General features: G+C 68.1%; 19 protein-coding genes. 8 read left to right on the top strand and 11 right to left on the bottom strand.

All coding sequences use genetic code 11. The annotated features are described in order from the left end of the window. Positions 1-643: 643 nt before the first annotated feature. Complete coding sequence (locus tag EIZ44_RS02425; RefSeq protein WP_134727605.1) at positions 644-2,473, bottom strand: LamG-like jellyroll fold domain-containing protein; 1,830 nt, start codon at positions 2,471-2,473, stop codon at positions 644-646. Positions 2,474-2,597: 124 nt separating this feature from the next. Next, positions 2,598-3,044: a DUF6328 family protein gene (locus tag EIZ44_RS02430; protein WP_043834838.1), complete on the bottom strand. Its 447-nt coding sequence runs from the start codon at positions 3,042-3,044 to the stop codon at positions 2,598-2,600. Between the two features lie 901 nt (positions 3,045-3,945). On the opposite strand from EIZ44_RS02430, the gene EIZ44_RS02435 reads away from it, so the two are divergent. Further along, a complete protein-coding gene (locus EIZ44_RS02435) occupies positions 3,946-4,533 on the top strand; it encodes a superoxide dismutase (protein ID WP_134727606.1) in 588 nt (195 codons plus the stop codon). Positions 4,534-4,547: 14 nt separating this feature from the next. On the opposite strand, the gene EIZ44_RS02440 is transcribed toward EIZ44_RS02435, so the two are convergent. Together EIZ44_RS02440 and EIZ44_RS02445 are read right to left on the bottom strand one after the other, a co-directional pair. Next, a complete protein-coding gene (locus EIZ44_RS02440; protein WP_037808590.1) occupies positions 4,548-4,949 on the bottom strand; it encodes a TIGR03667 family PPOX class F420-dependent oxidoreductase in 402 nt (133 codons plus the stop codon). Positions 4,950-5,130: 181 nt separating this feature from the next. Further along, a complete protein-coding gene (locus EIZ44_RS02445) occupies positions 5,131-7,659 on the bottom strand; it encodes a DUF2339 domain-containing protein (protein ID WP_240691207.1) in 2,529 nt (842 codons plus the stop codon). 95 nt (positions 7,660-7,754) lie between these two features. Between EIZ44_RS02445 and dusB the strand changes: the two genes are divergently transcribed. Further along, positions 7,755-8,927: a tRNA dihydrouridine synthase DusB gene (gene dusB, locus EIZ44_RS02455; protein WP_134662107.1), complete on the top strand. Its 1,173-nt coding sequence runs from the start codon at positions 7,755-7,757 to the stop codon at positions 8,925-8,927. Between the two features lie 220 nt (positions 8,928-9,147). Here dusB and EIZ44_RS02460 read toward each other — a convergent pair whose 3' ends face one another. After that, positions 9,148-9,567, bottom strand: coding sequence for an Hsp20/alpha crystallin family protein (locus tag EIZ44_RS02460; protein ID WP_134727607.1), 420 nt, complete (start codon positions 9,565-9,567; stop codon positions 9,148-9,150). A 165-nt stretch (positions 9,568-9,732) separates the two neighbouring features. Here EIZ44_RS02460 and EIZ44_RS02465 point away from each other — a divergent pair, with 165 nt between their 5' ends. The 4 genes from EIZ44_RS02465 (at position 9,733) to EIZ44_RS02480 (ending at position 12,788) form a co-directional block, all read left to right on the top strand. Next, positions 9,733-10,566 (top strand): alpha/beta fold hydrolase, encoded by an 834-nt coding sequence (locus EIZ44_RS02465; RefSeq protein WP_134727608.1) that lies wholly within the window; start codon positions 9,733-9,735, stop codon positions 10,564-10,566. A 148-nt stretch (positions 10,567-10,714) separates the two neighbouring features. Then, the gene (idi, locus tag EIZ44_RS02470; protein ID WP_134727609.1) at positions 10,715-11,278 is read left to right on the top strand and encodes an isopentenyl-diphosphate Delta-isomerase; all 564 of its coding nucleotides are present in this window, start codon (positions 10,715-10,717) and stop codon (positions 11,276-11,278) included. Positions 11,279-11,392: 114 nt separating this feature from the next. Further along, positions 11,393-12,052: a GGDEF domain-containing protein gene (locus tag EIZ44_RS02475; RefSeq protein ID WP_051172550.1), complete on the top strand. Its 660-nt coding sequence runs from the start codon at positions 11,393-11,395 to the stop codon at positions 12,050-12,052. Positions 12,053-12,506: 454 nt separating this feature from the next. Next, complete coding sequence (locus tag EIZ44_RS02480) at positions 12,507-12,788, top strand: hypothetical protein (protein ID WP_134727610.1); 282 nt, start codon at positions 12,507-12,509, stop codon at positions 12,786-12,788. A 596-nt stretch (positions 12,789-13,384) separates the two neighbouring features. Here EIZ44_RS02480 and EIZ44_RS02485 read toward each other — a convergent pair. Both EIZ44_RS02485 and EIZ44_RS44565 read right to left on the bottom strand, forming a co-directional pair. Beyond that, a complete protein-coding gene (locus EIZ44_RS02485; RefSeq protein ID WP_134727611.1) occupies positions 13,385-13,927 on the bottom strand; it encodes a hypothetical protein in 543 nt (180 codons plus the stop codon). Positions 13,928-14,767: 840 nt separating this feature from the next. Then, positions 14,768-15,808 carry a hypothetical protein gene (locus tag EIZ44_RS44565; protein WP_167753948.1) on the bottom strand — a complete coding sequence of 347 codons (1,041 nt, stop codon included), beginning with the start codon at positions 15,806-15,808 and terminating at the stop codon, positions 14,768-14,770. Here EIZ44_RS44565 and EIZ44_RS02490 point away from each other — a divergent pair. Continuing rightward, positions 15,749-17,119 carry an LCP family protein gene (locus EIZ44_RS02490; protein WP_240691208.1) on the top strand — a complete coding sequence of 457 codons (1,371 nt, stop codon included), beginning with the start codon at positions 15,749-15,751 and terminating at the stop codon, positions 17,117-17,119. The two genes, EIZ44_RS44565 and EIZ44_RS02490, sit on opposite strands and share 60 nt — an antisense overlap. An 84-nt stretch (positions 17,120-17,203) precedes the next feature. Further along, on the top strand, positions 17,204-17,878 hold the full coding sequence (gene phoU, locus EIZ44_RS02495; protein ID WP_037808604.1) for a phosphate signaling complex protein PhoU: 675 nt from the start codon (positions 17,204-17,206) through the stop codon (positions 17,876-17,878). Between the two features lie 114 nt (positions 17,879-17,992). Here phoU and pstB read toward each other — a convergent pair whose 3' ends face one another. From pstB to pstS, 4 genes are all read right to left on the bottom strand, one after another. After that, complete coding sequence (gene pstB, locus EIZ44_RS02500; RefSeq protein WP_009084706.1) at positions 17,993-18,769, bottom strand: phosphate ABC transporter ATP-binding protein PstB; 777 nt, start codon at positions 18,767-18,769, stop codon at positions 17,993-17,995. A gap of 3 nt (positions 18,770-18,772) precedes the next feature. Beyond that, positions 18,773-19,687 carry a phosphate ABC transporter permease PstA gene (pstA, locus tag EIZ44_RS02505; protein ID WP_037808607.1) on the bottom strand — a complete coding sequence of 305 codons (915 nt, stop codon included), beginning with the start codon at positions 19,685-19,687 and terminating at the stop codon, positions 18,773-18,775. Between the two features lie 2 nt (positions 19,688-19,689). After that, complete coding sequence (gene pstC, locus EIZ44_RS02510; protein WP_037808608.1) at positions 19,690-20,610, bottom strand: phosphate ABC transporter permease subunit PstC; 921 nt, start codon at positions 20,608-20,610, stop codon at positions 19,690-19,692. Between the two features lie 188 nt (positions 20,611-20,798). Then, complete coding sequence (gene pstS / locus EIZ44_RS02515) at positions 20,799-21,929, bottom strand: phosphate ABC transporter substrate-binding protein PstS (protein WP_037808611.1); 1,131 nt, start codon at positions 21,927-21,929, stop codon at positions 20,799-20,801. Positions 21,930-22,149 lie beyond the last annotated feature (220 nt).

Raw genomic sequence — 22,149 nt, forward strand, 5'->3', positions numbered from 1 at the left:
GCGAAGCGGGCCTAACCAGTTCCGGCAACGCAGCCGGTCCCGACAACAGTCCGGCTCGACCACCGGTTCCAGCACCCGCGCTGATCCCGGCAACGAACTCCAACCACGCCACCAGCACCTGGCAACGAGTTCCGAACCACCGATCAGCACGCCGAACCCGCCAACGGGCACAAGCCACCGGCATCCGTGCCAACCAGGCAACGGAACTCCAACCCCAGCACCGCCGCTGGTCCAGGAGTCCCAGCCCAGGCAACGGCCCAGCGCTGCCGCTGACCCGCCCACCGACGTTCCCTGCCCCAGTCCCCGGCAAGGGAACGCTCGCCCGCGGCAAGCCTCGTCCCGCTCACCGGCACACCACGACCCTCGGCGAAATTCCCGGATCCAGCACCCACCCTGAACGAATTCCGACCGTTCCGATACTACTTCAAGATGACTATTACCCCGTTCCCCGATTAGACCGACTGGCCGAAGCCGTCAGTTTCGCCAATACCCCCGAACGGCCGCACTGGCAGAATGTGCCCACCGCGCAATCGGAATAACGTGTCGGGGATTCCCGATCGACACACCGCCAGCAAGCCGGTCGCGGATCCAATCCCCGGCCCGCACCCTCCGCAATTGCCGAGCAGCCAATCGGCACCGCTTATCAGCCCAGCAGAAATTCCCGCGGCGCCAGCGCCCGGTCGACCACGCGGGCCTCGCCGATCTCGCCGTAGAAGCTGCGCTCCACCTTGCCCCGGTACGACGACGCGCCGACCAGCCAGCTGCCGCCCGGGTTGGCCAGGCCGATCGCCGGAGTCTTGGGGTTGCGCAGCAGCGGGCAGCCGTCGACGTAGAGCGTGCTGCGCCGTCCGTCGTTGACGACCGCGACGTGCCACCACTTCGCCAACGGCAGTTCGTGGCCCCAGTTAGTCGAAATCCCGTTCTGGTTCAACGGGAACACCGCCCACTGCAGTTCCGCACCGTCCGAGACACTGAACGTCGCGGCCGATTCGTTGGGGTCGTCGCCGGACTTCCCGGCCGCGCCGCCGTTGCCGAGGCGCGCGAAGATGCCGCACCAGCCGTGGGTGCCGTCGCGGAAGTCTTCGGGCAGCCGGATGAACGCTTCGACGGTGTAGCCGCGCTGGAAGGTCAGGTTGTTCATCGGCGCGCTGTCGACGGTCTGGAGGTACGCGCCGCGGCCAGGGTTGCGCGCGCCGTCGAAGCGAAGGCTCGCCCGCGACGGTTGGCGGGGCGAGAAATCCGCCGAGTAAGTCAACGCGCCAGGCCCGCTGCCTGGCACGGTCGCGCGGCGCAGGTCGTTGCCGCGGCCGGTGAGGTCCTTGATCAGCGCGTTGTCCGGAACCGGAGCCCCCGCGCGGCCGCCCTCGAACCGCCAGTACGCAACTGTCCCCGGCACGAGCTGAGGCTTCACTGGACGGGCCGGCGGCACCGGAACGGGCGCGAAACCGGCGAACCGCTTGTCGAAGTCGATGTCGATGCTGAAGTAGTCGACGTCGGTGCTGCGTTCGGCCTCGATGCGCTCGAGTTCGGTGAGGTCGCGCCGGCCGTCGAGCCACGGCGAGAAGGTGCGGACGTCGATCACGCCGCGGGCGACGTCGAACTGGTACAGGCGGATCATGCCGCTGCCGCCGTAGTAGCGGTCCTGGTAGTTCGTGAGGTGCAGGTGCACGTCGTGGCCGGCGGCGTTGCGCTTCACCAGACGACTCGGCGGCCAGTAGTGACCGTTGAGGGTCAGGAAGATCTGATCGCTTTCGTTGACGAACTCGTCCCAGACCTGCTTGCCGAAGTCCGACAGGAACGCCTTGCCCTGCTCGTCGGAGTTGACGAGTTCGTGGATCGTCAGGATCGCAGGCATCTTCGGATGCTGCGCGAGAACCTGCTTAGCCCACGCGAACCCGCCCGCCGACGGACGCCAGTCCATCGCGAGCACCAGCCATTCCCGGCCGGCGGCCCGGAACACGTGGTAGGTGTTGTAGCCGTCCTTCGAAGAACCGCGGAACGTCGGCGAATTCCGCTGCCGCTGCGGCCCGAACGCGTCGATGTAGGGCGTCCGCCCGCGCTGGTCGTCGGTGGAGCCGTCGATGTCGTGGTTGCCCGCGAGCGTGCTGTACGGGAACCGGAACCGGTCGAGCACCTGGAACGACCTGCTGATGCCATCGAACTCCCGGGCCTGCCCGTTCTGCGTGAGGTCGCCGAGGTGCGCGAGGAAGACAACGTTGTCGTCGTGTCCGTGACGCAGCAGGTACGACAACGAGGCGTCCACCGGCGTCGAGTCGCCCCGGTCCTCGTCGAACAGGTACTGGGTGTCCGGCATGACCGCGATAGTGAACCGCGAGCTGTCACCGTCCGGCCGCCGAGCGACGCCGGGATCAGCCGCGGCGATCCCGTTCAGACCAGGAAGCGCGGACACCGCCGCACCAGCGCCGAGGATTCCGGCACCGCGCAGGAAGTTCCGCCGTGAAGAGTCAGTCACGAGCGGGAAGCTACGGGCCGGTCCCGACCGCTACGGCAACAATTGCCGACGGCTCGATGAACAGCTCCATGTCCCCGGCGTTTCTGTCCTGCGCAGGACAAACGGAAGGCTGCGCTGGTTCCGCTCAGTGACCGTCGCGTCGCCTTTGGTCGCCGACGAGCATGCCCGGCACCGCGAACCACAGCAGCCCGAACAGCAAGATCGCCATCCCGCCGACGAGCCCCATCGCAACCGGTCCGAAAGAGACCTTCGCGATCAGCGCGACAGTCACCGTGATCGCCGCGGCAAGACACCCGAACCCAACAAGCACGACCCGGTTGCCGACCCGCAGGATCTGCTCACGCCGCCCAGTCCGGAACAGCATCCGGTGCCACGCCGCAGGCGCGATCAGCAACGCCGTCGCCGCGACGGTGAGCAGCACCGCGAGCAGATGCAGCGTCTTCTCGAACCCGCTGGCATCGTGAAACCGGCCCGTGAAGACCACCGACAGCAGGAACCCGAACAGGATCTGCACGCCCGCCTGCGCGACCCGCAGCTCCTGCAGCAGCTCGCCTACGTTCCGCTGCAACATCTGGTTCCGCGTCTCGCCGGTGTGCTCGACGTCGTCACCGACGTCCGCCGATCCCTCGACGTCCACTGGCCCGGTGGTCTGCACCGGACCGGTCGCCTTCGCCAGCCCTCCGGGTTGCGCCGACTCACGGGGCTGCGGCGATCCGGCGACCTGCGCCGATTCACCAGCCCGAGCTCGCCCGCTCGATTGCACCGGTCCGCCGCTCCCCGCCAGCCCGCCGCCGGTCAGTCCGCCGCCGTCCGATCCACTGCCAGCCAGTCCACCGTCGCCTGATCCGCCGCCAGTTGACCCGCCGCTGCCAGCCTGCCCGCTGGCGTCCGCCGGTCGACCGCTTTCCGACGCCCCACTGGTCTCGGCCGGTCCGCTGGCACCCGCCGACTCGTGGTCGTCCGGGCGACGGCCGTCAAACCCCATGGCGCTGTTCGGGTCGTCAGGCATGTCAGGCTCCACCGGTGCTCGCCAAAGCACCGCCGGGCAAGTCCGACGCTGCCACGCTGCCAAGTACCCACCGCGTCAAGGCCCGAAAACTCACCACGCCAGCCGGACGACCTTCACGTCCGCCGCAACGACCTCCCAACTCCACCGGCTCGCTAGCCGCTCTCGTACACGGAGCGGTCCTCGAACCGACCCAGCGCGCCTCAGAGCCTCTCCGCGACGAGCATCAAACCAGGCTTGACCTCACTGCGGTGCATCCAGACAGCACTCCGCACCCGGCCTGACCTGCACCTCGTCCGGTCCGGACAGAGTCTGAATCCGGCTGATCCCGACGCTGTCCCACCCGGCAACCCCACGCACCTCACGCACCTCACGCCCGAGGAAAGCCGTCCCGAGATCCGGGCGACCTCCACACGTTCGAGTGGAGAACATGGCACGGCACGCACCGACTGGTTAGAGAAGTTTCATGCGTTTCGTCCCTAAACTCCTTTCCGCGGCCCTCGCCGCCGGTCTCTCCGTCACAAGCCTCTCGGCCACCTCCGCCGCAGCCACTCCAGCGACGGACTCTCCTCTGCACTTCACTGCTGCCCACGGCACATTCGCGGCGTACGTACCGGGCAGCCATGCCGTCACCTACCGTCCGGATCTCGTGCCCGTCGGTGCCAAGGCGCACGTCTCCGCCCTGTCCGCCGGCCGCGTCGGCACCACCACCGTGCTGGTGATCAGCGGCCTCCTGCCGCAGCACGAATACGGTGCACACGCGCACGTCAACTCCTGCGGCGCCACCGGTGACGCCGCGGGCGGACACTTCCAGCACGTGCCGGACCCGGTGAAGCCTTCGGTGGATCCGGCCTACGCCAACCCGCGCAACGAGATCTGGCTCGACTTCACCACCAACCGCTCAGGCATCGGTCATGCAACCTCCGTTGTGGACTGGACATTCGACGGACGACGGGCGAAGTCCGTGGTGATCCACGAAACCCACACCCACACCAACCCCGGGCACGCCGGCACCGCGGGTGGACGGCTGGCCTGCCTCGACGTCGGCTTCTAAAACAGGAGCTGCCCTCAGAACCCCCAGGACTTCTCCGGAACGATCCGGATCCGCACGGAGTAGTCGGCGTCGAAGGCAGCTGGATCGGCGAACCCGATGCCGGCGTAATGCCGCTGGTACTTCGCCAGGTAGCCAGGTGCTTCGGAGGCCTTGGCCTCGTCGACCTGCGCACGTCCGTTGACGACGATGATGCTCCCGCCGTGTTCGTCGCTGTTCAGGTGAAAACTCACCTCCGGATTGGCGGCGAGATGCCGGAGTTTGGCCGTGCCCGGCCGACTGAAGACCACGATGTCCTCGCCGTCGAGCACGAACCAAACCGGCCGCGGCGCGGGGCGTCCGCTGGGAGTCACCGTGGTGAGCCAGGCGACGGATTCGCCCGCGCGTTCAATGAGTTTCGGGTCGTGGGTGTAGGTCATGGTCGGATACCTCCTCGGTAGGTTTCCCAGGTAACCACGAGCCACCGACAGTTCTGCCCCGCCGACCTTCGCGAGCCGTCTCAAGCCGCTTCCCGACACGGCTCAGTTTTGTTGCCGCACAAGGAAAACCCCCGATCCGAGGTCAATCTCGTTTCCCCGGATCGGGGGACTTCTCGCAAGTTCAGCGCGACGCGACAACCCGCGCGTACCGGGCACCCGCCACAAGCAGGATCACACCGGCACCGAGGAACGCGCCCACGCGAGCCAACCCGTCCAGAGTGGCAAGGTCGAACAACACGAGCTTCGCGACGGCAGCGGCCACCAGCACCAGTCCGGTGATCCGCAACGCGACCACCTTGATCCCGCGCAGGAGAAGGACGAACGCCACCACCGTCCAGGAAACCGTGACGAGCGTGTGGCCAACCAGGAATCCACCACGACCAGGGGCTACGAGCATGGACGCGGTGAGCACCAGCCCAGCAGCGCCGTAGAGCGCGCACAATCCGGCAGGCAGCCAAGGCGCGAGACTGGCCGACTTCACCACGTTGAGCTGAATTGCCGCCCACGGCAACGCAATCGCGGCAGCGAGCAGAAGGACAGCCGAGACCAGCGCGGTCAGGAGAAGATCTCGCGGATGCCAATTCGGGAGGATCAGCAGCGCCGGTGTCACGTCCGACCCGAGCGTGAACAGTCCGCCGATCACCGCGAAGACGAGAGAACCGCCTAGCGCGAAACGGTTTCGAGTGAACTTCGCCGCGAACGCGAGCGCAACTGCCTCGCCAAGCAGGACAGCTCCGCCATCGAACTGCGTGACGGTCGCCTGCATCGCGGCGACAAGACCAGCGATCCCTGCGACAGTACCGGAATTCCCTCGAACGATGATCCAGGTCGCGATGAGCACGACCGCCGTTCCGCCCGCGAGAAGCACAGATTCCGGCCGGTGCAGCATCAGCGCGGCGACCAGGATCGGCAGCGGGGAAACAGCCAGGACGGACAGCGAGTAAGGCTCATTGTCATTGCGCCGCAACGAAACCAGTGCTGCCGCCGCGCTGACCACGCCAGCGGCGATAACTGCCCACACCGGCAACGTGCGCAGTCCGGTACCGATCAACGCCGTTGTCAAGGGAGGAATGGCCGCAGTAAACGAAAGGGGCCACCATGACCGTCGAAGCTGGACAGGGACGGTCGCGATCTGGATCATAAGAAGGAACGTCACGAGTTCATCGGTGAAGCCCCGGGTGATCAGGGGCGCACACACTCCGCATCCTCCCACCACGGCAATCGCCAGGAGAGAGGAATCCCATTTGACCGCAAGCACAAGTCCGCCCACCGCGATCGCCAAGCCGACCGCGAGTCCGGCGGGAACCGGCAGGAAATCGTACAAGGAGGTGGCAGCGACAGTGTCGAGATAGAGCGTCGCGATCCCAGTGGCGACAAGGGCGAATGCTCCCGTGCGCGCCGCCGGCTTGCGGTGCAGGCAAGCACCCGCGCCGACCAGGATCCCACCGAACGCAGCGCCGACCACCACCCGCGGCAACGGAGCGAGCCAGCCGCGCTGGATGGCCAAGATCAGCAGCAGAACGACCCCGAGCAACGTCACGGCACCGCCGACCCACGCCAGAAGGCGCGAACCCGCGCCTTCGCGGCCGAGTCGCTCACGAAGCGTCGGAGGCGGGATGTAGGGCGGCTGTCCGTATGGCAGCTGGCCATACGGCGGCTGTTGGGCGGTTGCCTGCGGATGTCCTTGGGCGGACTGGTCGGCGGTGGGCTGTCCGTGGCCCGGGTGGGCGGCGGGGTGTCCGGCTCCGGCATCGCCAGCGGCGGGTTGCCCGGTCCCCGGGTGCGGCGGCGACGGGTGGGTCGCGCCGGACATCGGCTGGGCGGAATACGGGGCTGCGTAAGGGTTGTACGGGTAGTAGCCCGGGCGCGGGTAGTACGGCACCCCGTGCGCGGCCGAGTAGGCCGGGTACGTGTACTGGCCCTGCGCAGCTTGGTAGCCCGGGGCGGGCGAGTGGCCGGGAGCAGCCGGATTGCTGTGGCCAGACGCGGGAGGTTGGCCAGGTCCGGCGGGATGGCCCGACACGGCAGCATCGCCAGGTTCGGCAAACGGGCTCGACTCGGCAGGGCGACCTGACGCGGACGGCTCGCCCGGCGCAGCAGTCTGGCCCGGCGCAGCAGTCTGGCCCGGCGAGGCAGTCTGGTCCGACGCGGCGGCGGCCTGATCCGGTGTGGCGGCGGTCTGGTCCGGCTCAGTAGCGGTTTGGCGCGGCCCGGCGGGTTGCCCCGGCGCAGTGGCGGCCTGATCAGGCGCAGTGGCGGTCTGGTCCGGCGCGGCGGAAGAGACTGCCTTGTCGGCATGGCCCGGCGCGGCCGCCTGGTCAGAGCCGACGGCTGCTGCGGCCGCGTGGTCGGAGCCGACGGCTGGCATGGCCGGAGAGTCGGAGCTGACCGGCTGAGTACCGCCAGGCGGGTAGTCCGCCGTTGACGCCTCCTCGGTCCGCGCTGTCGGCTCGGCGTGGCCGCCCGGTTGGCCCGTCGTCGGCTGGGAGTCCGCGGGCGCGTCCAGAGCGGGCGCCTCGTCGGGCTCGTCGGTGGCCGGCTCGGGCTGGGAGCGTACCGCGCGGAGTTCCGCGCCTACGTGGGTCAAGCGGCGGCCGAGGTCGTCCAGTTCGCCGGCCAGGCGGTGGAGCGTTGCAGCTTCCGTGGTCATACCGGACAGCCTGGGCGAAACGGCACGATGATCGGATCCGTAGCACTACTCAAAGGCTGGACACGAGATGGTCTCGCGGCCACCGACCTGCCCGGATGCGTGTGCCGTACGTCACGGGCGACAATGGAAGAGTGACTGCCACGTTGAGCGCGCCCACGTTGAAGATCGGCCCCTACCAGGTCGATCCTCCCGTCGTGCTCGCTCCGATGGCGGGGATCACCAACGTGGCGTTCCGGCAGCTCTGCCAGGAGTACGGCGCTGGCATCTACGTGTGCGAGATGATCACCGCCCGCGCGGTCGTCGAGCGGCACCCCGGCACGATGCACATGATGACCTTCGGCGAGAACGAAAAGCCGAGGTCCATGCAGCTGTACGGGGTCGACCCGAAGACGATGGCCGAAGCGGTTCGGATCATCGTCGGCGAGGGGCTCGCGGACCACGTGGATTCGAACTTCGGCTGCCCGGTCGCGAAGGTGACGCGGAAGGGCGGCGGCGCGGCGTTGCCGTTCAAGCGGCGACTGTTCGCGGACATCGTGCGCGAGTCGGCGAAGGCGGCGGCTGAGGGCGGCGTTCCGTTCACCGTGAAGTTCCGCGTCGGCATCGACGACGACCATCAAACCTTCCTCGACGCCGGGCGCATCGCCGAGGCCGAGGGCGCGGCTGCCGTCAGCTTGCACGCGCGCACGGCCGCGCAGCGCTACTCCGGTCAGGCCGACTGGTCGAAGATCGCGGCGCTGAAAGAGGCGGTCACCAGCATCCCGGTGCTGGGCAACGGCGACATCTTCAGCGCGGACGACGCACTCCGCATGGTCGCCGAGACCGGCTGCGACGGGGTGGTCGTCGGGCGCGGCTGCCTAGGCCGGCCGTGGCTGTTCGGCGAGCTGGAAGCTGCCTTCCAAGGTCGGGAGATTCCGGAGGGGCCGAACCTCGGAGAAGTCGCGCGCGTCCTGCGGCGGCACACAGAGCTGCTGATCGAGCACGACGGTCCGGACAAGGCCATGCGCGACATCCGCAAGCACATGGCCTGGTACCTGATGGGCTTCCCGGTCGGCTCCGAACTCCGCCGCGGCTTCGCGATGGTGACGAGCCTGAACCAGCTCGACGACCTGATCGCGCAGCTGGACCACGACGCCCCGTTCCCGAGCGCCGCGACCGGACCGCGCGGGCGGCAGGGCTCGCCGGGCAAGGTGACGCTCCCGCACGGCTGGCTCGACGACCCGGACGACGATTGCGTCCCCGAGGCCGAAGACATGCACTCCGGCGGCTGATCACAGCCTGGCCAGAACGACGCTGAGCTTTGCCGACATCTACCCGACGAGCGCTTGGGGCTCGACCACGGGTGTGCGCGCTCAGCGCGGAGTACTTCGTGCACGCAAACGGCAGCCAGCCGAGCCGAAAACCCACAGCTGGCCTGCATAGATAGCAACTGTCCCCAGGTTATCCACAACCCACTGTGGACAACCTGGGGACAACTTGGGTACAGCCGACTCAGGCGTCGATCTCCTGCGGCGCACCGCCGACAGTGATCTTGCGCGGCTGAGCCTTCTCGGCGACCGGAATGCGCAGCGTCAGCACGCCGTCGACGTAGTCCGCGGCGATGCGGGTGGTGTCGAGCGTGTCGCCGAGGAACAGCTGGCGCGAGAACTTGCCGCGCGGCCGCTCGGACACCTGGACCTGCGCGTCCTCGACCGCGACCGGCGTGCGCTCGGCGCGGACGGTGAGCACGTTGCGCTCGACGCTCACGTCGATGGAGTCGCGGGCGATCCCCGGGAGGTCGAACTGGATGACGTACTCGTCGCCGGCGCGGTAGGCGTCCATCGGGACGGAGCGCGGCGCGGTGCCCTGACCGCCGAAGAACTGCTGGGTCAGACGGTCGAACTGGGCGAACGGGTCGGTGCGGATCAGCATTGTCGAATCCCCTTTCGGACAACTGCGGCCAGCTGCTGGGGCGCTGACCAAGCCTTGCAAAGTTGCCAACGTGCGACTCAACTTATTTGTTCCCGTGTAGCTCACATCACAGAGCTGGCGCGAGACCGGCCAAAACTGTCGGTGCCGGTCCGTAGAGTGCGTCTCGTGATCGACCAGCTGACCATCCCGACCGACGCGGGATCCTTCGACGCCATCGCCGCCGGCCCTGAAGACGGCCGCCCGGTACTGCTGCTGCACGGCTTTCCCCAGGCCGCCGTGGAGTGGGAGCACCAGGTGGCGACACTCGGCGTGCTCGGCTACCGCGCGATCGCGCCGGATCAGCGCGGGTATTCGCCGGACGTGCGACCCGAACGCCCGGAGGAATACGGCATCACGACGCTGGTGTCCGATGTCGTCGCCATGGCCGACACGCTCGGCTGGGGCAAGTTCGACCTGGTCGGCCACGACTGGGGCGGCGCGGTCGCTTGGTGGACGGCCGACGAGCACCCAGAGCGCCTGCGCAGCGTCACCGTGGTGTCCACGCCACACCCGGGCGCGCTCGCCGAGGCGATGCGGACGGACGAGGACCAGCACCTGCGGTCGGCCTACATGACGGAATGGCGCCAGACGCCCGCGACCGAGCGCCGCATGCTGGCCGACAACGCCAAGGCGCTGCGCGACATCTTCGACCGGCGCATCCCGCCGAGCAAGATCGACGAGTACGTGCAGCGACTGTCCGAGCCAGGCGCGCTCACCGCGGCGCTGAACTGGTATCGAGCGGGCCGTCCAGGCGGGAAGATCGGCAAGGTCTCGGTGCCGGCGATGTACGTGTGGTCCACAGAGGACGTCGCCTTCGGTTCCACTGCCGCGCTCGACACGGCGAATTGGTGCACCGGGCCGTACCGGTTCGAGATGCTGGAGGAGGTGTCGCACTGGGTAGCGGAGGAAGCGCCGGAGGCATTGACCTCGCTGATCGTCGAGCATCTCGGCAGCCGGTGACACCGGGTTTCGCCTGCGTCGCCGTTCGGTTGGGTGTCCGATGGGCGGGAGATTCGAGCGGTCCGTGAAGGCCTGACACTCGAATCGGGCGAAACGGCCACCCGGCTCGCGGTATCGGCCGGTTCGTGCGTGGTGTTCAGTATCCGGAGTGGACACCAGCACTGAAGCCGAAACCGAACGCGTCGTCTTCGTGACCGAGGACGGCGTGCCGACCGGGGAGACCGGGCCGAAGCTCGCCAGTCACCACGCGGAGACGCGGCTGCACCTTGCGTTCTCCTGCTACGTCCTGCGCCGTTCGGACAACGCACTGCTGATCACCCAGCGAGCGCTGCACAAGAAGGTGTGGCCTGGCGTGTGGACCAACAGCGTGTGCGGTCACCCGGCTCCCGCCGAAGCGCTGGAGAGCGCCGTCCGCCGGCGGGCTTCGTACGAGCTCGGACTCACCGAACTCGACGACCTCGAGTGCGTGCTGCCCACGTACCGCTACCGCACGCCGCCCTTCCAGGGGATCGTGGAGAACGAGTTCTGTCCGGTGTTCGCCGCCTGGACGGACGTCGATCCGCGGCCGAATCCGGAAGAAGTGGGCGGTTGGCGGTGGATTTCCTGGCCCGATTACACACAGTGGATAGCGGATCCGACGACTGACGCGAGTTACTGGGCACGTGATCAATTCGCGCAGCTCAAGGACAAAAAGCCCTTCTCCGCACTCTGAGCGAAGAACTGCGCTGCGTGACATCAGCGGAAGTCCGTCGTCCACTTGAGCGAAATTCACCTTCGAACGTACCGATGACTCAAGCCACCGCTCCTTTACGACGAAAACGATGGAGTGGCGGAGGTCAGAGTGTCGGCGGACGACGAGCTCGGAACGGGGGAGACCGCGCCCGACTTGCTCACGTTGCACGAGTCCATCGCGGACCTGTTCGCGACGCGCGGCGACTGGCGGCGGGCCTACCGGCACCTGCGCTCCGCGCTCGACATCGCGCGGGCGGGCAGCCTGCGCGATCCGCTCACCTCGAGCTACAACCGCCGGTACCTCGACCAGCGGCTGCCTGAACTGCCCGCGGCGGTGGCCGTCGCCCTGGTCGACCTCGACCGGTTCAAGTCCGTGAACGATACGTACGGTCACCTTCTCGGCGACCGCGTCCTCTGCCGGGTCGCCGATCTCCTGCAAGAGGGACTGCCCGCCGATGCGTTCTGCGCACGGTACGGGGGCGAGGAATTCGCGCTTGTCCTGCCGGGAATCGATCACCGGGGCGCCGTCCGGGTCGCCGACGCCGCACGCCGTCGGGTCGCCCGTCACCCCTGGTCAGAACTCCGGCCAGGCCTGCGGGTTACGATCAGCGTCGGCCTCGCACACGGCACCGAATCCGGGCCGCGTCAGCTCCATCGAGCCGACAATCTCCTTTACGCCGCGAAGCGGGCCGGACGCAACAAGGTCGCTTTCCACGACCGCGAGACGGCGCAGGTAATTACGCACTCTGAGTAACGCACGTCTGCGATTACTCCATTCACTGAACCCGATCTTCACCTGTTCGTCCGCTTCAGTGCGCCTTAGGGCGACGCATGGTGAAGAAATTCGCGGGAGGGTGTCGTCACGAACGGCGGGTATCCGTACGATAACGAAAAGCTCCCCCGGTACGACGAGTCCTGGGAGACCCGGCGAAGCCGCCGGGTGTTCAAAGGTAAGCCGCCCCAGCCTGGCGCCTGACGTGCGAGAGGAGACCGAGTGCCCGACGAGCGCAACACCCCCGGCACCGGTCGCCATTCCGACACCACGGCTCGCCCCCGCGGCGGACGCCGCCGTTCGATGGACACTCACGGCGGCATCAGCGTGTCCGACGTGGTCGCGCGGCACACCGGCGAACGACCCGCCTTCACCGAGGACCCCGGAACACGGCATGCGGAGCCGGTAAGTCGGCTCGCGGAACCGGGCACCCGCCGTGCAGAGCCCGGCCGTCGCCGAGCGGATGCCGAGCGCCCTGAGCCGGGACGTCGCCGAGCGGAGCCGGACGCCGGTTTTCCGGGGACGAACGGCCGCGCTGGGTTGCCCGCCGAGCCGGGTCGACGGCGGGCGAATGGGCACGCCAATGGGGTCGGCAGCAGGCACGCTGGGCCGGGAGACGACTCGGATCTGGGTGGCCTGGCGAATGGGCAGGTCAACGGGGCTGGCGGGCGGCACGGCGACCCCGCGGACGGCGACGCTGCGTCAGCCGGTGGACTAGCGAACGGGCATGTCAACGGGGGCGGCAACCGCCACGGTGAGGCGGCCGGCGGAGAAACCGGCTCGATCGGCAGACGGGCCAAGCGGCACAGCGAGCCCGCGGACGACGCGCCAGTTGACGGACGCGCGAACGGGCACGTCAACGGAATCGGTGGGCGGCACGGTGAGCCTGCCGACGACGTCGCATCAGCTGGTGGATGGGTCAACGGGGTCGGCAATCGGCATAGCGAACCGGCGGATGGCGACGTCGCATCAACTGGCGGGCGGAGGAACGGGCACGCCAACGGAGCAGGCAGTCGGCACGGCGAACCGGCGGACGGCGACATCCCATCAACTGGCGGGCGGAGGAACGGGCACGCCAACGGAGCAGGCAGTCGGCACGGCGAACCGGCGGACGGCGACATCCCATCAACTGGCGGGCGGAGGAACGGGCACGCCAACGGAGCAGGACCTGCGGACGGCGACATCCCATCAACTGGCGGGCGGGCGAACGGGCACGCCAACGGAGCAGGACCTGCGGACGGCGACATCCCATCAACTGGCGGGCGGGCGAACGGGCACGCCAACGGAGCAGGACCTGCGGACGGCGACATCCCATCAACTGGCGGATGGGCGAACGAACACGCCAGCGAAGTCGGCAGCAGACACGGCGAGCCTGTCGGGAACGACGTCGATTCGGTCGGCAGGCGCGCGAACGGGCGCGGCAGCCGTCGTGGCGGGGCGGCAGAAGACGATGCCGGATCGGCTGGCGGAAATGGGCGGGTCAACGGTCTCGGCGGTGTCGGCAATCGGCACAGCCGAGAGGTAGCTGACGGTCCCGAGCGCAGCGGAGTTGGCGGACCGGCAGATGACGTACCCGCGCTGGGGAGCCCGAACGGGGGCGGTGACCGGCGCAGTGGCGACGCTGGTCTTTCTGGCGGACGTCGAGGCGGTTCGGACGTCGACAGCGGTGCCGGGCCTGCGCGAGTGGGTGGGCGGGCGCTTTTTGGCGGAGCGGTGCCGGACGGCGTCGGCGACCCGGATGGTTCTGGCAGGCGGCGGGAGCAGGTCGAGTCGGAGGAAGGGCTTGGCGAAAGCGGCTACCCGGCACCGGGTGGTCGGCGGGTTCGGCCAGTCGACGGCCGCGGGGAGACGCGGCATGCCGCGCCGGATTCTGAGCTTGGTGATTCTCGGACTGGTCGTCGCGGTGGCCAGGAGGCCGAGGACGTAGCTGGCCGTCGCGGGGGGCCCGGCGGGTCTCCGGCGATGGGGGCTGGTGGGCCTGAAGCTTCGGCGGTGGAATCGCACGGTTGGGCGGGCGAACCGCGGGTGCGTCGTGCGGTCGAGTTTGGGCAGGGGCCGGTAGGCGGGCAGCCTGGGAGTGCCGAGGGTGTCTCTCCGGAGCTGGAGGCGCGGCCGCGGCGTCGGCGGGCGGATGGGCTTCCGCCTCGGCCTCGGCAAGGGGGCGGGGTTCCGGTTTCGCCGGAGCCGCCTGGGCCTCGGCGTCCGCACGGTGCGGAGAGCGCTCCTGGGCGGGCTGAAGCGGACGGGCTGCGCGGGCCGGACTCGCCTGGGCTGGAATTGGACGGGCCTGATTCCGCTGGGCCTGCAGCGCAGCGGAGGTCCGTCGAGCAAGGGCGGCGGATAACTGATTCGGCGGCGCTTCCGATCGAACCCGACGGGCAGCGAGCGCCGGGGCAGGACTCTGGCGGGCATCGGGTGCCTGGGCCGGAATCGGGCGGGCCGCGAAGGCCTGGTCCGCCGAGGCGACGGGCGGCTGGGCCTGAAGCCGCCGGACTGCCGATGGCTGGGCCTGAGGCGGCGCTGCCGATCGAGCCTGACGGGCCGCGCGCGACTGGGCAGGATTCCGGTGGGCACCGCGTGCCGGGGCCGAACACGCCTCGTCGACGGGTGGCGGGTCCTGGACCGGCTGGGCGGCGACCCGACCTCGACGGAGTGCCTGGCGGGGCGGAACCCGAGGACGAACTTGAGCGGACGCAGCTAAGTCCGGCGCTTGAGCCGGATCGGGTGCGGGGCAAGCAGGCTGAGCCTGGGCGCAACGGACAGGCTCCGCGGCGTGGGCGAGGTGGCGCGCCCGACGGGCCGGGGTTGGTTGCGGCTCAGGGGCTTGAGCAGACCCAGCTCAGCCCTGCGCTGGACGGTGACGACGCCGGTTCCGGACGTTCGCGTCGGCCGGAACGTCCGCGGCGCGGGCCTGCGCCGGATGGTGGCCGGAGCGCGGCACAGGGGCCCGAACGAACACAGCTCGGCCCGGTGCCGGATGGTGGCCGAAGCGCGGCACAAGGTCTTGAGCGGACTCAGCTCAGCCCCGCGCTGGACGGCGGCCGCGGTGCAACGCTGGACGGCCGCCGGAACGCGGCTCAGGGGCCCGAACAGACCCCGATCGGCCCCGGGCCGGATGGCATCCGGAACGCAGCGCAGGGTCTTGAGCGGACTCAGCTCAGCCCCGCGCTGGACGGTGCCCGCGGTGCAGCGCAAGGCCCGGAACGAACCCAGCTCACCCCCGCCCGCGACGGCTGGGGCGCAGCAACACAAGGCCCTCAGCAAGAGGGCGTCCGAAACAGAACCCAAGACCCCGAACGAACCCAACTCAGCCCAGCCCTCGACGGTGACCTGGACAGCGACCGCCCGCAGCGCGGCCGCCCCCGTCGCCGACCCGTGCCGAATGGTCGGCCGCAGGGTGGTCCGGAGGTCGAGCGGACCCAGCTCAGCCCAGCCGTAGACGGAAAGCAGCCGCTCGCGGCGGATCGGACGCAGTTCACTCCGGTAAAGGGGATCGGGCTCGGCACCGTAGCGGCCGAGGGCGCCGAGCAGACGCAGCTCAGTCCGGCGGCGAAACCCGCCGTTGATCCGGAGCGTACTCAGCTGAGCCAGGCCGTCGAGGGGCCGAATGGCAAGCGGCCTCGGCGGACCCTGGCTCGGCCGGCCGCGGCGGTTCGGGCCGAGATGGATCCGCTCACCATGACCGACGAGATGGAGGCGATCGACGAGGCGACTCAGTACCGTCGCAAGATCGATCACAGTCTCGCTCGGTTCTCCGCCGCGCATGATGACGCTGCCGCTGAAGAAGCGAAGCGTCGGGAGCGGCGGGAGCGGCTCACTACCCGGTCGATGGCTTTGTTCGAGCAGACTCGGACTGCGTTGCAGCGGGTGGTATTGCTCGACAAGGAAGAGGAAGAAGAGCAGCCTGCTGAAAAGCCGGAGCAAACTCGGCTTCAGGAGAAGAAGCAGCGGCATACCGCGCGCAACGTCCGGATCGGGCGGATTGCGTTGATCGTGGTTGTCGCGCTCATCTTCATCGGCACAGGCGTCGCGTGGGGTGCGGTTACCTGGTTTGACGCCAAATTCGCTCAGGTGTCCGCGCTGGACGAAAACTCCTCAGACATCCAGAACGCCGACGCGCAGGCCAACGACGAGAACTTCCTCATGGTCGGCTCCGATTCCCGCGACGGCGCATCGTCTGAAGAAAATGTCGGGGACGCGTCCAATATCCCGGGCGCGCGGTCGGACACGGTGATGGTGGCGCACGTTCCCGCGGACCGGAAGCGGGTCGTGGTCGTTTCGTTCCCGCGAGACCTGGAAATCGACCGGCCGGATTGCAACCGGTGGGATCCGGCGAAATCGCAGACTACCGACGAGGTCGTGCGCGAGCAGAAGATCGCCAAGCTCAACACTGCCTACGCGGTCGGCGGCCCGCAATGCATGACGAAGGTGATCCAGAAAATCACCGGGCTGCGGATCAACCACTTCGTCGGCATCGATTTCAACGGGTTCAAGGAAATGGTCGACGCGGTGCACGGGGTGACCGTGCACAACGAGAAACCGATCGTCGACACCACGCTCGGCAAGGTGCTGCTCGAAACCGGCGACGTGACCATTACCGGCGACCAGGCGCTGAGTTACGTGCGTGCCCGGCACGTCGTCGGCGACCCGACGTCCGACTATGGCCGGATCAAGCGGCAGCAGGCGTTCATCGGGGCGCTGCTGAAGAAGGTCATGTCTTCGGATGTCGTGCTGGATCCCGGGAAACTGTCCGGATTCATCACCGCGTTCGCGCACGCCACGTTCGGTGACAACCTCGGCGTGCAGCAGATGATGACGCTCGCGCAATCGATGCGCGGGCTCGATCCGGCCAACATCAACTTCCTGACCGTGCCGACCGTCGGCCTGCCGAACAAGCGCGGCAACGAAGTTCTGGTGCAGGAAAAGACCAAGAGCCTCTTCGACGCGTTGCGCGACAACACCCCGCTGCCGGGCAACCAGCCCGCCGGAACAGCGGCCAGCGCGCCGCCCGCGAACGCCGGTTCCGGCAAAACCGCCAACACCGGCTGAGCACTCCGGATTCGTTAGACGGGGTTCATACGCGGTTCACCCAGCGATGCGGTATTCGGACAGTCCACGTCGTAGGGTGTGGTCATGCGTGAGGCCTACCATGTCGAACTCGATCAGCTCGCCGAAAACCTGGCCGCGATGTCGGTCCAGGTTGCCGACGCCATGGAGCGGGCCACCAAAGCACTGCTGGAGGTCGACCTCGGCCTCGCCGAGCAGGTGATCAGCGACGACGCGAAGGTCGACGACGCGCGCGCCGAATGCGAGGAGCAGGCGTACGCGCTGCTGGCGCTGCAGGCCCCGGTCGCGACCGATCTGCGCACCGTGCTCGCCGCCATCCACGCGGCGGAAAGCCTGGAGCGCATGGGAGATCTCGCCCTGCACGTCGCCAAGGCCGCCCGCCGCCGCCACCCGGATCCGGTGCTGCCGGAGGCGGTCAAGCCCTACTTCGCCGAGATGGGCCGGGCCGCGGTGAAGCTCGCCCGCCAGGTCGAGGCGATCATCAAGACCAAGGACGTGTCCGCGGCCAAGGACCTCGAGGCCGAGGACGACCAGGTCGACGACCTGCACCGGCACCTGTTCACCGTGCTGATGGACCGCGAATGGCCGCACGGCGTCGCCTCCGCGGTCGACGTCACGCTGCTCGGCCGCTTCTACGAGCGCTACGCCGACCACGCGGTGTCCGTCGCCAAGCGGATGATTTTCGTGGTCACCGGCCGGATGCCCGGCTACGGCACCGACGACGAAGACCTGACCATCTGAGACAGCACAACGAAACCGCCGCCCGGCCGTACAAGCGGGGCGGCGGTTTTTTAGTGCGCGGAAAACAAAACGGCCGCCCTGGCCGGAAAACCAGGGCGGCCGTCCACAGTGGAATCAGCCGAAGCGGCCCGAGATGTAGTCCTCGGTGGCCTTCTCGTCCGGGTTGGAGAAGATCTTCTCCGTGTCGTTCAGCTCGATCAGCCGGCCGGGCTGGCCGACACCGGCCAGGTTGAAGAACGCGGTCTGGTCCGAAACCCGCGCCGCCTGCTGCATGTTGTGCGTCACGATGACGATCGTGTAGTCCTTCTTCAGTTCGCCGATCAGATCCTCGATCGCGAGCGTCGAGATCGGGTCCAGCGCCGAACAGGGCTCGTCCATCAGCAGCACGTCCGGCTGCACCGCGATCGCCCGCGCGATGCAGAGCCGCTGCTGCTGACCGCCGGAAAGGCCGCCGCCCGGCTTGTTCAGCCGGTCCTTGACCTCGTTCCACAGGTTCGCGCCGCGCAGCGCGCGCTCGGCGACCTCGTCGAGCTGCTTGCGGCTCTTCACCCCGCCGAGGCGGAGCCCGGCCACCACATTGTCCTTAATGGACATCGTGGGGAACGGGTTCGGCCGCTGGAACACCATGCCGATGGTGCGGCGCACCTGCACCGGGTCCACCGCCGACGCGTAGATGTCCTCCCCGTCCAGCAGCACCTGGCCGTCGACGCGCGCGCCGGGAATGACCTCGTGCATCCGGTTCAGCGTGCGCAGCACGGTCGACTTGCCGCAACCCGACGGTCCGATGAACGCGGTCACGTTCCGCGGCGGGACGTTCAGCGTGACGCTGTCCACCGCGTGGAACTTGCCGTAGTAGATGTCCAGGTCTTTGACGTCGATTCGCTTGGCCATGACTCACTTCTTCTTCGGGGCGACGATGCGGGAAAGGACCGTGGCGAGCAGGTTGATCACGGCGATGATGAGCACCAGGGTGAGCGCGGCTCCCCAGATCCGGTCGAAGCCGACGCTGCCGGGGTCCATCGAGTTGGTGGCGCGTTCGTTGTTCATCACCAACGGAAGCGACGCCTGCTCCCCGCTGAAGATGTTCCAGTTGACGTAGGACGTGTACCCGACGAGCACCAGCAGCGGCGCGGTTTCGCCCATCACGCGGGCGAGCGCCATCATGATGCCGCCGAGAATGCCCGACAGCGCGGTCGGAAGCACGATCTTCATGATCGTCTTCCACTTCGGAACGCCCAGCGCGTAAGAGGCTTCGCGCAGGTCGTCCGGCACGATCCGCAGCATTTCCTCCGCGGAGCGCACCACCACCGGGATCATCAGCAGCACCAAGGCGAGCGACACCGCGAACCCGCTGCGCGGCAGGCCGAGCGTGGTGACCCACAGCGCGTAAATGAACAGCGCGGCCACAATGGACGGAACACCGGAGAGGATGTCCACCATGAACGTGGTGGCCTTGGCCAGCTTGCCGCGGCCGTACTCGACGAGGTAAATCGCGACCAGCAGGCCGATCGGCACCGAGATGACCGCGCACACCAGACCCTGCAGCAGGGTGCCGATGATCGCGTGCAGCACGCCGCCGCCGACCTCGTCGCCGAGCACCGAACCGAAGTCCTGGCCCCACCAGTTGGTGTACGGGATCCGCTTGATCCCGTTGGCGATCACCGTGTACAGCACCCACACCAGCGGGATCACGGCGATCAGGAACGACAGCCACACCAGCACGGTGGCCACGCCGTTCTTGACCTTGCGGACCGCGCTCACCTGCTGGAAAGCCGGTGTCGTCGCGGGTCGTTCGAGGGTGGTCGACACGGTCACTCCCCCTTCTTGCCGACGATCGAGCGGGCGGCGAAGTTGACCAGGAACGTCAGCACGAACAGCACCAGGCCGGCCGCGATGTAGGCGCCGGCCGAGGTCGGGTTGTTGAACTCGCTGTAGTTCTGGGCGATCTTCGACGCGAACGTCGCGCCGCCGTCGAAGAGGCTCCAGTCGAAGTTGCGCCCCTGCGGGATCAGCAGAATCACCGCCAGCGCAATGGTTTCACCGAGCGCGCGGCCGAGACCGAGCATCGACGCGCCGACGAAACCGGCCTTGCCGAACGGCAGCACCGTGGTGCGGATGACCTCCCAGCGCGTGGCCCCGAGCGCGAGCGCGCCCTCGACCTGCGCGGTCGGCGTGCGCTCGAAAACCTCGCGGGTCAGCGACGTGATGATCGGCAGGATCATCACCGCCAGCACGATTCCGGCGGTGAAAATGGTGCCGCGCACGTTCGGCGCGATGTTGCCCGGCGCGAAAATCGGAATCCACGAGAAGGTGCTGTTGACCCACTCGGAAAACGGTTCGATCGCGGGCGCGAACACGAGAATGCCCCACAGGCCGAAAATGATCGACGGCACCGCGGCGAGCAGATCCACGACGTAGGCGAACGGCCGGGCCAGCTTCGCGGGCGCGTACTGGGTGAGGAACAGCGCGATGCCCAGCGAGATCGGCATCGCGATGATCAGCGCCACCAGCGAGGTCGCCACGGTGACCTCGGCGAGGTCGGCGATGCCGAACGCCATGTTCGCCGGGTCGTTCGTCGACCACCCGTGGTTGAACAGGAAGTTGACCTTGTCCGCCTTCAGCGCCGGAATCGCCTGGACGACCAGGAAAATCCCGATCAAGGCGATCAGGGCGACGACGAAGATCCCGGCCCCGGTGGTCAGGTTCTGGAAGATGCGGTCACCGGCTCGCACCTTCGTCGGCTTCTTCCGCGCGGGCGGCGCTTCCGGCGCCGGCGCGGGTGGCTTGTCCGAAATCGGATCCTCCGGGAACGCTCGGGCGGACGACGAACGCCCACCGGGGTCGCCGGTGGGCGTTCGCGTCGAGGATTGGTCGCTCATCGACAGTCTCTAGTCAGCCTTCATACCAGCTAGGTAGTCGCTCAGGAAATTTCCTTGACGGCCTTCAGCACCTTGTCCTGGAGGCTCTGCGGGATCGGCACGTAGCCCTTCGCCGACAGCGGCTGCTGGCCCTCGGTGGCGGCCACCGTCAGGAACGCCTTGACGGCCTTCGCGACGTCCGGGTTCGAGTACTTGGAGCACACGATCTCGTACGTGGTCAGCAGCAGCGGGTAGGCGCCCGGCACGTTGCTGGAGTAGATGCCGTTGAGGTCCATCGCCAGGTCGTTGGTGCCCGGGTGGTAGAACTTCGCGGCGTCCAGCGACTTGGCCACGTTCTGCGCGTTCAGCTCGACGCCGCCGGAGCCGCTGTCGATCTTGGCCGGGGTGACGCCGTCCTTGGCGAACGCGCTCTCCACGTAGGTGATCGAGCCGTCGGCGCCCTTGACGGTGCTCGCGACACCGTTCGAGCCCTGCGCACCGTTGCCGACGCCGCCGTTGAACTTCTTGCCCGCACCCTGGGTCCAGACGTCCTTGGCAGCCGCGCCGAGGTACTTCTGGAAGTTGTCGGTGGTGCCCGACTCCTCCGAGCGGGAGACGACCTGGATCGGCTTGTCCGGCAGGTTCAGGCTCTCGTTGCCCTTGACCGCCTTGATGGCCGGGTCGTTCCAGTTCTTGATGCCGCCGTTGAAGATCTTGGCGATGACCTGCGGGGTCAGCGTCAGGTTGTCCACGCCGGACAGGTGGTAGCCGACCGCGATCGGGCCGACGACCAGCGGGATGTTCAGCGCGGGCGAACCGCAGCGCTTGGTGGCGGCCTCGAGGTCGGCGTCCTTGATCGGCGAGTCCGAACCGCCGAAGTCGACCTGGTTGGCGTTGAACTGCTTGACGCCCGCGCCGGAGCCGGTGCCGTTGTAGTTCACCTTCTGGCCGTTGCACTTCTTGTTGTAGGCCTGGTTGAACACCTCGATGGCGTTCTTCTGGGCCGTCGAGCCCTCAGCGGAAAGCGGGCTCTTGCCCCCGCAGTCGACCTGGGCGGTTCCGGTGGCGGCGGGAGCGGCGGAGTTCGAGCCCGAGCCGCTGCTCGACGCCGAGGGGTCGGAGCCACAAGCGGCGAGGACGAGCGCGGCGCTCGCCACGATGCCGACGGCACCCAGGGGCCGCATGATCTTCACTGCATTTCCTCCACTCGGAGATGTGCCTTTTTGAATCCGGTCGGGATTGGCGGCGAGTGAGCCGCACCGGAACCGGACACTAGGCAGCCTCGGTGGACGGGCGTCCTTGGTTGCATGAACGGCAGGTGAACAAGTCACCGTTTGTGAGCAGGACTACTACCCCGAACGGGTGCCGTGGCCTGCTCGTGACCTGCCAGTACGCAGAAAGTAACACGGGTCA

It is taken from the genome of Amycolatopsis nivea, from assembly GCF_004522235.1.
In the GTDB taxonomy this organism is placed as follows: Bacteria; Actinomycetota; Actinomycetes; order Mycobacteriales; family Pseudonocardiaceae; genus Amycolatopsis; species Amycolatopsis nivea.